The sequence below is a fragment of the Pseudomonas fluorescens genome, from assembly GCF_001648775.1.
GTDB lineage: Bacteria > Pseudomonadota > Gammaproteobacteria > Pseudomonadales > Pseudomonadaceae > Aquipseudomonas > Aquipseudomonas fluorescens_M.
Map to the genome: position 1 here is coordinate 41437 of NZ_LVEJ01000011.1, position 12951 is coordinate 54387.

The window sequence follows — 12951 nt, forward strand, 5'->3', positions numbered from 1 at the left end:
CGGTGTGGTACGGGCTTTGCTATGGCTTGAACCGTGCAACCGATCTTGCGTGGGCGGTAACACTATCAGTGTACGACCCGCGACGGGATTGCAAAGAATCCGGTGATGGATGTTCGCCAAAGGCCGCTACGGGCGCAGCGAACGTGAAAGGGCTACAGCCCGTTCGGCCGATTGGTGAGAAGTGAGTTGTCCATGATGTGGATTTTCTCCTGAAAGACTCATAGCGAAGGTCCTGACGTCGGTTGACCCCAAAAAAAGCCAACACGGGTCAACAACGCCTCAAAAGGGTGCGACTGGACTCAAGCTCCGACACAACAAGAGCAAAACTGGAGGTTTGAATGAAGATGTTGAAATCCACTCTGGCGATCGTGACTGCAGCAACAGTACTCGGCGTCAGCGGGTTCGCTCAGGCGGGTGCAACCCTGGATGCCGTGCAGAAAAAAGGTTTCGTGCAATGTGGCGTGAGCGACGGTCTGCCGGGCTTCTCGGTACCGGACGCCACCGGCAAGATCCTCGGGATCGACGCTGACGTTTGCCGTGCTGTGGCCGCTGCCGTATTCGGCGACGCCAACAAGGTCAAATTCAGCCAGTTGAACGCCAAGGAGCGCTTCACCGCCCTGCAGTCCGGCGAGATCGACATTCTGTCGCGCAACACCACCATGACCAGTTCGCGTGACGCGGGCATGGGCCTGAAATTCCCGGGCTTCATTACCTACTACGACGGCATCGGCTTCCTGGTTAACAACAAACTGGGCGTGAAAAGTGCCAAAGAGCTGGACGGTGCAACCATCTGCATCCAGGCCGGTACCACCACCGAGCTGAACGTTTCCGACTACTTCCGTGGCAACGGTCTGAAATACACCCCGATCACTTTCGACACCTCCGATGAAAGCGCCAAGTCGCTGGAATCCGGTCGTTGCGACGTGTTGACCTCCGACAAGTCCCAACTGTTCGCCCAGCGCAGCAAGCTGGCCTCGCCGAAGGACTACGTGGTGCTGCCGGAAACCATTTCCAAGGAGCCACTGGGCCCGGTCGTGCGTAATGGCGACGACGAGTGGCTGGCCATCGTGCGTTGGGTTGGCTACGCGCTGCTCAACACCGAAGAAGCCGGCATCACTTCGAAGAACGTCGAAGCTGAAGCCAAGTCGACCAAGAACCCGGACGTCGCCCGTATGCTCGGCGCTGACGGCGAATACGGCAAAGACCTGAAACTGCCGAAAGACTGGGTTGTGCAGATCGTTAAACAAGTCGGCAACTACGGCGAAATCTTCGAGAAAAACCTCGGCAAGAGCACTCCGCTGGAGATCGACCGTGGTCTGAACGCCCTGTGGAACAATGGCGGCATTCAGTACGCACCACCAGTGCGCTAATGGTTCTATCACCCGGCGGGCCAACCGCCGGGTGATGTTCTTGTTCCATTTTTTCCGGGGCACTTCATGCAAAATTCAATCGGCGCACCAAAGCAGAGGTTCAGCCTCAGCGATCCACGAGTGCGTGCGTGGCTATTCCAGATCATCACGGTTTTGGCGGTGGTCTCGCTGGGCTGGTACTTGTTCGATAACACGCAAACCAACCTTCAGCACCGGGGCATTACTTCCGGTTTCGGCTTTCTGGAGCGCAGTGCCGGGTTCGGCATCGCTCAACACCTGATCGACTACACCGAAGCGGACAGTTATGCCCGCGTCTTTGTCATCGGTCTGCTCAACACACTATTGGTGACCGTGATCGGCGTGATTCTGGCGACGATTCTCGGTTTCATCATCGGCGTGGCGCGGCTGTCGCAGAACTGGATCATCAGCAAACTGGCGACCGTGTATGTGGAAGTGTTCCGCAACATTCCGCCGCTGCTGCAAATCCTGTTCTGGTACTTCGCGGTGTTCACGGCCATGCCGGGACCGCGCAACAGCCACAACTTCGGCGACACCTTCTTCGTCAGCAGTCGCGGCCTGAACATGCCGGCCGCCTTGATGGCTGACGGCTTCTGGGCGTTTGTGATCAGTGTGCTGGTCGCGATCGTCGGCGTCGTGCTGATGACTCGCTGGGCCACCAAGCGCTTTGAAGAAACCGGCGTACCGTTCCACAAGTTCTGGGTCAGCCTGGCGATTTTGCTGGTGATCCCGAGCTTGTCCGCACTGATCTTCGGCGCGCCGTTGCACTGGGAAATGCCCAAGCTTTCAGGCTTCAACTTTGTTGGCGGCTGGGTGCTGATCCCTGAACTGCTCGCCCTGACGCTGGCCCTGACCGTGTACACCGCAGCGTTCATCGCCGAGATCGTGCGTTCCGGCATCAAGTCGGTCAGCCATGGCCAGACCGAAGCGGCGCGTTCGCTGGGCCTGCGCAACGGTCCGACCCTGCGCAAGGTGATCATCCCGCAAGCCCTGCGCGTGATCATCCCGCCGCTGACCAGCCAATACCTCAACCTGGCGAAAAACTCGTCGCTGGCGGCCGGTATCGGTTATCCGGAAATGGTGTCGTTGTTCGCCGGTACGGTGCTCAACCAGACCGGTCAGGCGATCGAGGTGATTGCCATCACCATGAGCGTGTACCTGGCGATCAGTATCAGCATTTCCATGCTGATGAACTGGTACAACAAGCGCATTGCGCTGATCGAGCGGTAAGGAAAAGCGCATGAGTACTCATACTTTCAAACCCGACATGCCTCCACCGAGCCGCAGCATCGGCGTGGTCGCATGGATGCGCGCAAACATGTTCTCCAGTTGGCTCAACACCCTGCTGACCCTGTTCGCGTTTTATCTGATCTATCTCGTGGTACCGCCGATTCTCAGCTGGGCGATCGTCGATGCCAACTGGGTGGGCACCACGCGCGCCGATTGCACCAAGGACGGCGCCTGCTGGGTGTTCATTCAGCAACGTTTCGGCCAGTTCATGTACGGCTACTACCCGGCGGATCTGCGCTGGCGTGTGGACCTGACCGTGTGGCTGGCGGTCATCGGTGTGGCACCGCTGTTCATCTCGCGCTTCCCGCGTAAAGCGATGTACGGGCTGGGCTTTCTGGTGTTGTACCCGATCATCGCCTACATCCTGCTGCACGGCGGTTTCGGCCTGAGCAACGTGGCGACCAGCCAGTGGGGCGGTCTGATGCTGACCTTGGTCATCGCCACCGTCGGCATCGCTGGCGCCTTGCCGCTGGGCATCGTGCTGGCGCTGGGTCGGCGCTCGAACATGCCGGCGATTCGCGTGATCTGCGTGACCTTCATCGAGTTCTGGCGCGGCGTGCCGTTGATCACGGTGCTGTTCATGTCGTCGGTGATGCTGCCGCTGTTCCTGCCCGAAGGCATGAACTTCGACAAGCTGCTGCGGGCGTTGATCGGGGTGATTCTGTTCCAGTCGGCCTATGTGGCCGAAGTGGTGCGTGGCGGTCTGCAAGCGATCCCCAAAGGTCAGTACGAAGCGGCTGCGGCGATGGGCCTCGGCTACTGGCGTTCGATGGGCCTGGTGATTCTGCCGCAAGCCCTGAAGCTGGTGATCCCCGGCATCGTCAACACCTTCATTGCGCTGTTCAAGGACACCAGTCTGGTGATCATCATCGGCCTCTTTGACCTGCTCAACAGCGTCAAGCAAGCCGCTGCCGATCCGAAATGGCTGGGCATGGCCACCGAAGGCTACGTGTTCGCCGCCCTGGTGTTCTGGATTTTCTGTTTTGGTATGTCGCGCTATTCCATGCATCTGGAACGCAAGCTCGACACTGGCCACAAGCGTTAGGAGTTCTGTAAATGAGTGAAGCAATCAAAAAGCCTGTAGGTCCTGAAGGCATTATTCAGATGCAGGGCGTCAACAAGTGGTACGGCCAGTTCCACGTGCTCAAAGACATCAACCTCAACGTCAAGCAGGGCGAGCGTATCGTCCTGTGCGGCCCGTCGGGTTCCGGCAAATCGACCACGATTCGTTGCCTCAATCGTCTGGAAGAACACCAGCAGGGCCGCATCGTCGTCGACGGCGTGGAACTGACCAACGACCTCAAGCAGATCGAAGCGATCCGCCGTGAAGTCGGCATGGTGTTCCAGCACTTCAACCTGTTCCCGCACCTGACCATCCTGCAGAACTGCACCCTGGCGCCGATGTGGGTGCGCAAGATGCCCAAGCGCAAGGCCGAGGAAATCGCCATGCACTACCTGGAACGCGTACGCATTCCGGAGCAGGCGCACAAGTTTCCGGGGCAACTGTCTGGCGGCCAGCAACAGCGTGTGGCGATTGCCCGCGCCCTGTGCATGAAACCGAAAATCATGCTGTTCGATGAACCGACTTCAGCGCTCGATCCGGAGATGGTGAAGGAAGTGCTCGACACCATGATCGGTCTGGCTGAAGACGGCATGACCATGCTCTGCGTGACTCACGAAATGGGCTTCGCGCGGACTGTGGCGAACCGTGTGATCTTCATGGACAAGGGTGAGATCGTTGAACAGGCAGCGCCGAATGACTTCTTCGATAATCCGCAGAATGAGCGGACGAAGCTGTTCTTGAGTCAGATTTTGCATTGATCTGACCTACGTTCTGAAATAAACCCGGACCGAGCTCCGGGTTTATTTTTACCAGATTTTGTCAAGGCACCGGTGCCGTCTCCTGTTCCGGGAAGCGCGCGGCGAGCAATCGCCGCAATTCACTGCCTTCGTTCATCGCGTGTATTTCGGCGAGCAGGTGAGGGTACCGGTCTAGCAGGCGCATAAGATTGAACAACGGTTGAGGCGGTGAAAGCTCGCCGCGTTCGTAGCGGGAAAAAGCGTTGTGACCTCCGCCGGATAGCAATTTAACTGCTTCTTTTTGGGTGAGATGCAATTTGCGGCGGATGCGTTTCATCTCGGCACCCATTACGTGGAAGCACTCTTCGAGCAATTTATCGCCGGCGTCAGAATAACGTTCGGCGCTGTCAGTATCGTTATCAAAAATGATCTCGCCGCAGGCTTTGCATTCCCACCCTGCAATGCCGTGCACCCAACGTGAAACATTCTTGTAGTTGACAGTCAAACTGCGACGTTCGAAATGTTGCATCGCCTCTTGAGTGCCACAGCTCAAGCATTGCCGTGTATTCATAAATTCTTCTCCTTGAAAGAGATCACGGGAGGACCGCCGTTGGGGCAGTAGGTGATTTTGATATACAACTCCAAGTCGTGAAATCCAATGTGGTAAACATCCTGCCAGTGTCTGTGGTTGGTGTAGCAAGTCATGGACTTGTAGAACATCCGGCGATCCAGCGAGCAGATGGCTTGCTGCATGCGTTTGAGGTTTAACCCCATGCCCTTGCCCGAGCTCATCGCGCTTCCTGTGAAGGCTTTAGCGCCCAGTCTGATGACTCTTGCTTCACTACCACCAAGTCGTAATGGGGTGTGTTCTTTTCCATAAGAAACCAAAACCCTGTCCCTGAAATTACCCTTAAAGGGTAATTTTGACCAATCGAAAATACCGCTCCATGTGTCGCCTTTTGACCCTAGGTGGTTGCCGTCCTATATGGGTCCGAATAACATGTCGGAAAATTCATCCTATGATTGGATGAAAGGGCGAATCCCATGTCAGACATTTCTCCACTCATTAAGCGATCCTTGGTCGATCAGGCCCTGGATCAGCTTCGCCAGCGCATCAACAGCGGCGCCTGGCAGGTTGGCGAGCGGTTGCCGACCGAACCCGAGCTGTGCGCCGAACTCGGCATCAGCCGCAACACCGTGCGTGAAGCCATGCGCGTATTGGCGTTTTCCGGCTTGATCGAAATTCGTCAGGGCGATGGCAGTTACTTGCGCGCGCTGGTCGATCCGCTCGATACGCTGAAAGCGCTGTCGCGTTGCTCGCTCGAACAAGCGCGGGAAACCCGGCACATCCTCGAAGTCGAGGCGATTGGCCTGGCCGCGTTGCGCCGCACCGACGAAGACCTTGCCGCATTGCGTGATGCCCTCGGCACCAGCGGCAGCCATTACCACGGCGACCTCGACACCTACATCGCCTGCGATCTGGTGTTCCATCGCCGGCTGGTCGACGCCGCGCACAACCCGACCCTCAGCGAGCTGTATCGCTATTTCTCCAGCATCGTCGGCGCGCAATTGCGCCAGACCCTGAACATCGTCCCGCGCCGTCAGGAAGTGTTCGACCTGCACATCGAGTTGCTCGATGCGGTCGAGCAACGCGACCCGGAACGGGCCAAAGCTTTGTCGAGGCAGTTGATCAATGAACCTTGAAACCGAGAAATCCATGTCCCGCAGTGAGATATCCACAGCCCCCAAACGCACGGCAGAGCTTGAAGAACTGCTGATCGACGCCGAGGCTGACGACGAGCAAGTGCAACAAACCCATCCACTGGTGAAACGCCCGTGGTTGTTGCTGCTGGGGTTGATTCTGGTGGCGCTGAACTTGCGTCCGGCGCTGTCGAGCATGGCGCCGTTGCTCAGCGACGTGTCGAAAAGCCTTGGTTTGTCGGCGGCTCAAGCCGGTTTGTTGACCACGCTGCCGGTGCTCTGCCTCGGTTTGTTCGCCCCGCTGGCGCCGATTCTGGCGCGGCGTTTCGGCGCTGAACGGGTGGTACTCGGGATTCTGCTGACGTTGGCCGGCGGGATCATTTTGCGCAGCAACTTCGGTGAAATCGGCCTGTTCGCCGGCAGCGTATTGGGCGGCGCCAGCATCGGCATCATCGGTGTTCTGCTGCCGGGCATCGTCAAGCGCGACTTCGCCAAACACGCCGGCACCATGACCGGCGTCTACACCATGGCGCTGTGCCTGGGTGCAGCGATGGCGGCGGGTTCCAGCGTGCCGTTGAGTGAACACTTCGGTCACAGCTGGGCGATGGGCCTGGGGTTCTGGGTGATTCCGGCGCTGGTGGCAGCGATGTTCTGGCTGCCGCAAATCGGCCAGAAACATGGCGCACACAATGTTGCCTATCGCGTGCGCGGTCTATTGCGTGATCCACTGGCCTGGCAGGTGACCTTGTACATGGGCCTGCAATCGTCGCTGGCCTACATCGTGTTCGGTTGGTTGCCGTCGATCCTGATTGGTCGTGGACTGACGCCGACCCAGGCGGGTCTGGTGTTGTCCGGTTCGGTGATCATTCAGCTTGCCAGTTCGTTGGCTGCGCCGTGGCTGGCGACCCGTGGCAAGGATCAACGTCTGGCCATTGTGGTGGTGATGGCGCTGACCCTCGGCGGACTGTTCGGTTGCCTCTATGCACCGATCGAAGGCCTGTGGGGCTGGGCGATTCTGCTGGGTCTGGGGCAGGGCGGGACGTTCAGTCTGGCGTTGACGCTGATCGTGCTGCGCTCGCGTGACTCACATGTCGCCGCGAACCTGTCGAGCATGTCTCAGGGCTTCGGTTACACGCTGGCGTCGATGGGGCCGTTCGCGGTCGGCGTGGTGCATGACTGGACCGGCGGCTGGAATGCCGTGGGCTGGATCTTTGGCATCATCGGTACCGGTGCGATCATTGCTGGCCTCGGTGCCGGGCGTGCGCTGTACGTGCAAGTGCAAAGCGAAAAAATCTGACGCCTAAGCCTTTTTTGGGGCCAGTGATATCCAATGTGGGAGCGAGCTTGCTCGCGAAGACGGTGGTTCAGGCACAGATCAAGTTGAATGTGCCGGACTCTTCGCGAGCAAGCTCGCTCCCACAGTTTTTGGTGCGCCTTTAAGATCTTGCGTGGTATTCGGTTTACGAATGCCGATAGTGTTTCTGCGCATTGCAGATTATCGTGCTGGCAATCTGTACCTATTTGGAGATTGCCCATGAGCGAAGCTAACGCCGCGTTGATCACCCGCTTCTACCAGGCCTTCCAACGCCTCGATGCCGAAGCCATGGCCGCCTGCTACACCGACGACGTAGTGTTCAGCGATCCGGCCTTCGGTGAACTGCGCGGGCGCGATGCCGGCGACATGTGGCGCATGCTCACCACCCGGGCCAAGGACTTCTCGCTGACCTTCGACAACGTCCGCGCCGATGAGCGCAGTGGCGGCGCGCATTGGGTCGCGACCTACCTGTTCAGCCAGACCGGCAACATCGTCATCAACGATATCCAGGCCCGTTTCGTTTTCCGGGACGGCAAGATCTGCGAGCACCACGATCACTTCGATCTGTGGCGCTGGTCGCGTCAGGCCCTGGGTTTCAAAGGCCTGCTGCTGGGCTGGACACCACTGGTGCGCAACGCCGTTCGCGCACAGGCATTGAAGGGACTGAAGGCATTTCAGGCCGGTCGCTGATAAGATCGCCGCCTGTTTCCTACACGTCTTGATCCCGAAGTGACCAGCCTTAGCGAAAAATCTGTCGATGTGGCCGAACCGGTGAGCAAGTCCTGGTTCGTCTACCTCGTTCGCGCGGCCAATGGTTCGCTGTATTGCGGGATCAGCGACGACCCGGTGCGTCGTTTCGCCAAGCATCAAAGCGGCAAGGGCGCACGGTTCTTCCTCTCCAGCCCGGCCATGGCGCTGGTCTACACCGAACTGTGCCGAGACAAGAGCGATGCGTTGCGCCAGGAGCGGCTGATCAAAAAGCTGCGCAAGAGCGCCAAGGAATGCCTGGTCGCGTCTTATCAATCTGACTGATCGGTTCCCATCAGGCAGATCTGTAGGCTGCTAAGCAAATGCACGCTAAGCTGCCAGCTCACTATCTGAGCGGCGGAGCCGAGCATGTCCGAGTTGATTCTGCATCATTACCCGACCTCCCCATTTGCCGAGAAAGCCCGTTTGCTGCTGGGCTTCAAAGGCTTGTCGTGGCGCTCGGTGCATATCTCGCCGGTGATGCCGAAACCGGATCTGACCGCGCTGACGGGCGGCTACCGCAAGACCCCGGTGCTGCAGATTGGCGCTGATATCTATTGCGACACTTCGTTGATCGCGCGGCGCCTCGAGCAGGAAAAGGCTTTGCCGGCATTCTTCCCCGAAGGTCAGGAGTTCACCACCGCGAGTTTTGCCACGTGGGCTGACTCGGTGGTGTTTCAACATGCGGTGAGCCTGGTGTTCCAGCCAGAATCGGTGGCTGTGCGTTTCGCCAAGCTGCCGCCGGAAGCGATCAAAGCTTTTATCGCCGACCGAGCCGGTCTGTTCTCCGGTGGCAGTGCGACACGTTTGTCCGCTGAGCAGGCCAAGCATCAGTGGCCGACGATCATGGCGCGTCTGGAGCAGCAGTTGCAGCGCGAGCAGGGTGACTTCCTGTTTGGTGAACCGTCGATTGCCGACTTTGCGCTGGCGCATCCACTGTGGTTCCTCAAGGCGACGCACGTCACCGCGCCGCTGGTGGATGAGTATCCGGCGGTGTCGGCGTGGTTGGGGCGAGTGCTGGGCGTTGGTCATGGCGCCGCGAGTGCGATGACGTCTGAGGAGGCGCTGGAAGTGGCACGCAACGCGACACCGGCGGCATTGCCGGACGAGCAGTTTGTTGATCCGAATGGATTCAAGGCTGGCCAGCAGGTGGCAATCTCGGCGACGGATTACGGGGTTGATCCGGTGGTGGGTGAGTTGCTGTTTGCCGGTAGCGAAGAGTTGATCATTCGTCGTGAGGACGAGCGTGGCGGCGTGGTGCATGTGCACTTCCCGCGCTTTGGATTCCGCATCGAAGCCCGCTAAGGATCCATTGTGGGAGCGAGCCTGCTCGCGAAAGCGGTGTGTCAGACAACAACAGTGTTGAATGATCAGCCGTCTTCGCGAGCAGGCTCGCACACATTGGTTATTTCAAAGCGGCGAGGATTTCGTCCGGGTCAAACCCGCGAATCAACGTGCCGTTAACGTCGATCAACGGAATCCCGCGTCCACCCAGCGCCTCATACGCTTTGCGCGCCTCGGCATCCTTCTCGATATCGAACTCCTTGAAGGGAATCCCCTTGCTGTCGAGAAAGCGCTTGGTCTGCTTGCAGTAGCCGCACCAGTCGGTGGCGTAGAGCACCACGTTGGCTTGCGCGCGCGTCTGCTCGGCAACCATTTGCGACGGGTTGAACACCCGCTCGATCTTGCCCCAGTTCTGATAAACCACGACCACCAGCAGAACCAGGGCGACCTTCTTCAGCACATTACCGAGCATCAGTTGCGGCGCTTCAGCTGATCGGTGAGCGACGTTGGCAGGCCTTTGATCACCAGGGTGCCAGCTTCTTCGTCGTATTCGATCTTCGAACCCAGCAGGTGCGCTTCAAAGCTGATCGACAGGCCTTCGGCGCGACCGGTGAAGCGACGGAATTGATTCAAGGTGCGTTTGTCCGCCGGGATCTCTGGCGACAGGCCGTAATCCTTGTTGCGGATGTGATCGTAGAAGGCCTTTGGGCGTTCTTCGTCGATCAGCTCCGAAAGCTCTTCCAGGCCCATCGGTTCGCCAAGTTTGGCCTGACTGCTGGCGTAATCCACCAGGGTCTTGGTCTTTTCGCGGGCGGATTCTTCCGGCAGGTCTTCGCTCTCGACGAAGTCACTGAAGGCCTTGAGCAGCGTGCGGGTCTCGCCCGGGCCGTCGACGCCTTCCTGGCAGCCGATGAAGTCGCGGAAGTATTCCGAGACCTTTTTGCCGTTCTTGCCTTTGATGAACGAGATGTACTGCTTGGACTGTTTGTTGTTCTGCCACTCGGAAACGTTGATGCGCGCCGCCAGGTGCAATTGGCCGAGGTCGAGGTGGCGCGACGGGGTCACGTCCAGCTCGTCGGTCACCGCCACGCCTTCGCTATGGTGCAGCAGGGCGATGGCCAGGTAGTCGGTCATGCCTTGCTGATAGTGAGCGAACAGCACGTGGCCGCCGACCGACAGGTTCGACTCTTCCATCAGTTTTTGCAGGTGCTCGACCGCGACTTTGCTGAACGCGGTGAAGTCCTTGCCGCCTTCCATGTATTCCTTCAGCCAGCCGCTGAACGGGAACGCACCGGACTCCGGATGGAACAGGCCCCAGGCTTTGCCCTGTTTGGCGTTATAGCTCTCGTTGAGGTCGGCGAGCATGTTCTCGATGGCTGCAGACTCGGCCAGTTCCGTGTCACGGGCGTGCAGAACTGCGGGCGTGCCGTCGGGTTTTTTGTCGATCAGGTGGACGATGCAATGACGGATCGGCATGGGCTTCTCGGCTGTTGGAAGGGAGGAGGGCAGGCTCCCCCGAAAAAGCGCCCAGTGTACCGCAACCACTGGTTTTGGCGCGGGTTGTAGGGCAAAACCGGGGCGCACGACCGGCCTTATGCAGTTTTTTACCGATTTAGAGCAATAAAGCTGACCAAATGGGTAGCTAGAGGCGGATATTTCCCCGTCTCTGTGCTAGTTTTGCCCGGTCTTACGCGAAGTCACTGCGTTAAGCGTGCAATCAGCATTTGTCAGGTCGAACCAAACCCTGATTTCGGTATCTATAACCCGACTCGTCGTGGTTATCGCCGAGGGTGCCAGATCCAGAAGATCGGGCTCGATGGCTGACACTGCACTCTGCAATCCATATGAATTTGATAGGGAAGGAACACTACATGGCTCTTACTAAAGACCAACTGATCGCCGACATCGCTGAAGCTATCGACGCGCCGAAAACCACCGCGCGTAACGCTCTGGACCAACTGGGCCAAATCGTTGCCGATCAGCTGGAAAACGGCGGCGAAATCACCTTGCCAGGTATCGGCAAGCTGAAAGTGACCGAGCGTCCTGCCCGCACTGGCCGTAACCCTTCGACTGGCGCTGCCATCGAAATCCCTGCAAAGAAAGTGATCAAGCTGGTTGTGGCCAAAGGCCTGACCGACGCTGTGAACAAGTAAGACGCAGCGATAAAAAAACCGTGCCCCGGAGCGATCCGGGCACGGTTTTTTTGTGTCTGCGATTTGGTGGCGGACTCATGACCACCATAAACCATTGTGGGAGCGAGCTTGCTCGCGAAGGCTGTGTGTCAGTCAGAGTTGAATTGACTGATGCGCCGCATTCGCGAGCAAGCTCGCTCCCACAATTGATCTGTGTCCGTCGGTGCAGTGTTTAGCGAACCCAGCGCTCGCGGCGCCAGATCTGCTGTTCGGACTTGGTCTGGAAGGTCCACGCGACGAAGCGGCTTTGCTTCTGCCCTTGCGACATCTCCACCACCTGGCTTTCCAGCACGCCAGCCTTTTTCAGCGCGGTTTCAATGGCTGGCAGGTTCGATGCTTTCGACACCAGCGTGCTGAACCACAGAACCTTGTGCTGGAAGTTCGCACTTTCAGCGATCAGTTGCGTCACGAAGCGTGCTTCGCCGCCTTCACACCACAGCTCGGCCGACTGACCGCCGAAGTTCAACACCGGCAGTTTGCGTTTTGGATCGGCCTTGCCCAGTGCGCGCCATTTACGCTCGCTGCCCTTGGTCGCTTCGTCCATCGAGGCGTGGAACGGCGGGTTGCACATGGTCAGATCAAAGCGCTCACCGGGCTCCAGCAAGCCAATCAGAATGTGCTTGCGGTTTTCCTGCTGGCGCAGCTGGATAACCTTGCTCAGGTCGTTGGACTGGACGATGGCTTTGGCAGCGGCCACGGCGGTCGGGTCGATTTCCGAGCCGAGGAAGTGCCAGCGATATTCGCTGTTGCCGATCAGCGGATAAACGCAGTTCGCGCCCATGCCGATATCCAGCACATTGACGATCGCGCCACGCGGGACCTTGCCGTCGTTCATGCTGGCGAGCAGGTCTGCGAGGAAATGCACGTAATCAGCACGGCCCGGAACAGGCGGGCAGAGGTAGTCTGCCGGGATGTCCCAATGCTGGATGCCATAAAACGACTTGAGCAGCGCCCGGTTGAACACGCGCACCGCATCGGGACTGGCGAAGTCGATGCTTTCCTTGCCGTACGGGTTGGTGATCACAAACTTCGCCAGTTCCGGCGTGGTCTTGATCAGCGCCGGGAAGTCGTAACGACCCTGATGGCGATTGCGCGGGTGCAAGCTGGCCTTTTCACGCGGCTCGACGGTCTTGGCCGGGGTCGCGGAGTCAGGCTTCTTGCGCGCAGGTTTGGGTGTGCGGGGGGCGTTCATGGGCGTGGTCGATTCGGGTATGGCTGAAAGTGGCGGGTATTG

General features: G+C 58.7%; 14 protein-coding genes and 1 pseudogene. 10 read left to right on the plus strand and 5 right to left on the minus strand.

The genetic code is table 11. From position 1 onward, the window contains the following. Positions 1 to 338 precede the first annotated feature (338 nt). The 4 genes from A8O26_RS13140 to A8O26_RS13155 all read left to right on the plus strand — a co-directional run bounded on the left by A8O26_RS13140 (position 339) and on the right by A8O26_RS13155 (position 4499). On the plus strand, positions 339 to 1370 hold the full coding sequence (locus A8O26_RS13140) for an amino acid ABC transporter substrate-binding protein (RefSeq protein WP_064118413.1): 1032 nt from the start codon (positions 339 to 341) through the stop codon (positions 1368 to 1370). Between the two features lie 66 nt (positions 1371 to 1436). After that, positions 1437 to 2618 carry an amino acid ABC transporter permease gene (locus A8O26_RS13145; protein WP_064118414.1) on the plus strand — a complete coding sequence of 394 codons (1182 nt, stop codon included), beginning with the start codon at positions 1437 to 1439 and terminating at the stop codon, positions 2616 to 2618. A 10-nt stretch (positions 2619 to 2628) separates the two neighbouring features. Next, entirely contained in the window at positions 2629 to 3723 is a 1095-nt protein-coding gene (locus A8O26_RS13150; RefSeq protein WP_064118415.1) for an amino acid ABC transporter permease, read from the plus strand. 11 nt (positions 3724 to 3734) lie between these two features. Continuing rightward, the gene (locus A8O26_RS13155; RefSeq protein WP_008080191.1) at positions 3735 to 4499 is read left to right on the plus strand and encodes an amino acid ABC transporter ATP-binding protein; all 765 of its coding nucleotides are present in this window, start codon (positions 3735 to 3737) and stop codon (positions 4497 to 4499) included. A 61-nt stretch (positions 4500 to 4560) separates the two neighbouring features. On the opposite strand, the gene A8O26_RS13160 is transcribed toward A8O26_RS13155, so the two are convergent. Further along, complete coding sequence (locus tag A8O26_RS13160) at positions 4561 to 5049, minus strand: type II toxin-antitoxin system MqsA family antitoxin (protein WP_064118416.1); 489 nt, start codon at positions 5047 to 5049, stop codon at positions 4561 to 4563. Further along, positions 5046 to 5356: pseudogene (locus tag A8O26_RS13165) on the minus strand (type II toxin-antitoxin system MqsR family toxin). Before A8O26_RS13165 ends, A8O26_RS13160 begins: the two are co-directional and overlap by 4 nt. Positions 5357 to 5522: 166 nt before the next feature. Between A8O26_RS13165 and A8O26_RS13170 the strand changes: the two are divergent. The 5 genes from A8O26_RS13170 (at position 5523) to A8O26_RS13190 (ending at position 9546) form a co-directional block, all read left to right on the plus strand. Beyond that, on the plus strand, positions 5523 to 6182 hold the full coding sequence (locus A8O26_RS13170; protein WP_064118417.1) for a FadR/GntR family transcriptional regulator: 660 nt from the start codon (positions 5523 to 5525) through the stop codon (positions 6180 to 6182). Then, the gene (locus A8O26_RS13175) at positions 6172 to 7476 is read left to right on the plus strand and encodes a CynX/NimT family MFS transporter (RefSeq protein WP_064118418.1); all 1305 of its coding nucleotides are present in this window, start codon (positions 6172 to 6174) and stop codon (positions 7474 to 7476) included. The genes A8O26_RS13170 and A8O26_RS13175 overlap by 11 nt, the downstream gene beginning before the upstream one ends. A gap of 237 nt (positions 7477 to 7713) precedes the next feature. Then, on the plus strand, positions 7714 to 8184 hold the full coding sequence (locus A8O26_RS13180) for a nuclear transport factor 2 family protein (RefSeq protein WP_064118419.1): 471 nt from the start codon (positions 7714 to 7716) through the stop codon (positions 8182 to 8184). Positions 8185 to 8223: 39 nt separating this feature from the next. Beyond that, entirely contained in the window at positions 8224 to 8526 is a 303-nt protein-coding gene (locus tag A8O26_RS13185) for a GIY-YIG nuclease family protein (RefSeq protein ID WP_008083651.1), read from the plus strand. An 84-nt stretch (positions 8527 to 8610) separates the two neighbouring features. Next, positions 8611 to 9546 carry a glutathione S-transferase family protein gene (locus tag A8O26_RS13190; protein WP_064118420.1) on the plus strand — a complete coding sequence of 312 codons (936 nt, stop codon included), beginning with the start codon at positions 8611 to 8613 and terminating at the stop codon, positions 9544 to 9546. 100 nt (positions 9547 to 9646) lie between these two features. On the opposite strand, the gene A8O26_RS13195 is transcribed toward A8O26_RS13190, so the two are convergent. Both A8O26_RS13195 and yejK read right to left on the minus strand, forming a co-directional pair. Continuing rightward, positions 9647 to 9997: a glutaredoxin family protein gene (locus A8O26_RS13195; RefSeq protein WP_034154584.1), complete on the minus strand. Its 351-nt coding sequence runs from the start codon at positions 9995 to 9997 to the stop codon at positions 9647 to 9649. Further along, positions 9997 to 11001 (minus strand): nucleoid-associated protein YejK, encoded by a 1005-nt coding sequence (yejK, locus tag A8O26_RS13200; protein ID WP_007909053.1) that lies wholly within the window; start codon positions 10999 to 11001, stop codon positions 9997 to 9999. The genes A8O26_RS13195 and yejK overlap by 1 nt, the downstream gene beginning before the upstream one ends. 395 nt (positions 11002 to 11396) lie before the next feature. Between yejK and A8O26_RS13205 the strand changes: the two genes are divergently transcribed. Continuing rightward, positions 11397 to 11678: an HU family DNA-binding protein gene (locus A8O26_RS13205; RefSeq protein ID WP_003221909.1), complete on the plus strand. Its 282-nt coding sequence runs from the start codon at positions 11397 to 11399 to the stop codon at positions 11676 to 11678. Between the two features lie 211 nt (positions 11679 to 11889). Here A8O26_RS13205 and rlmF read toward each other — a convergent pair whose 3' ends face one another. Beyond that, positions 11890 to 12909 carry a 23S rRNA (adenine(1618)-N(6))-methyltransferase RlmF gene (gene rlmF / locus A8O26_RS13210; RefSeq protein WP_007909052.1) on the minus strand — a complete coding sequence of 340 codons (1020 nt, stop codon included), beginning with the start codon at positions 12907 to 12909 and terminating at the stop codon, positions 11890 to 11892. Between the last annotated feature and the right edge of the window lie 42 nt (positions 12910 to 12951).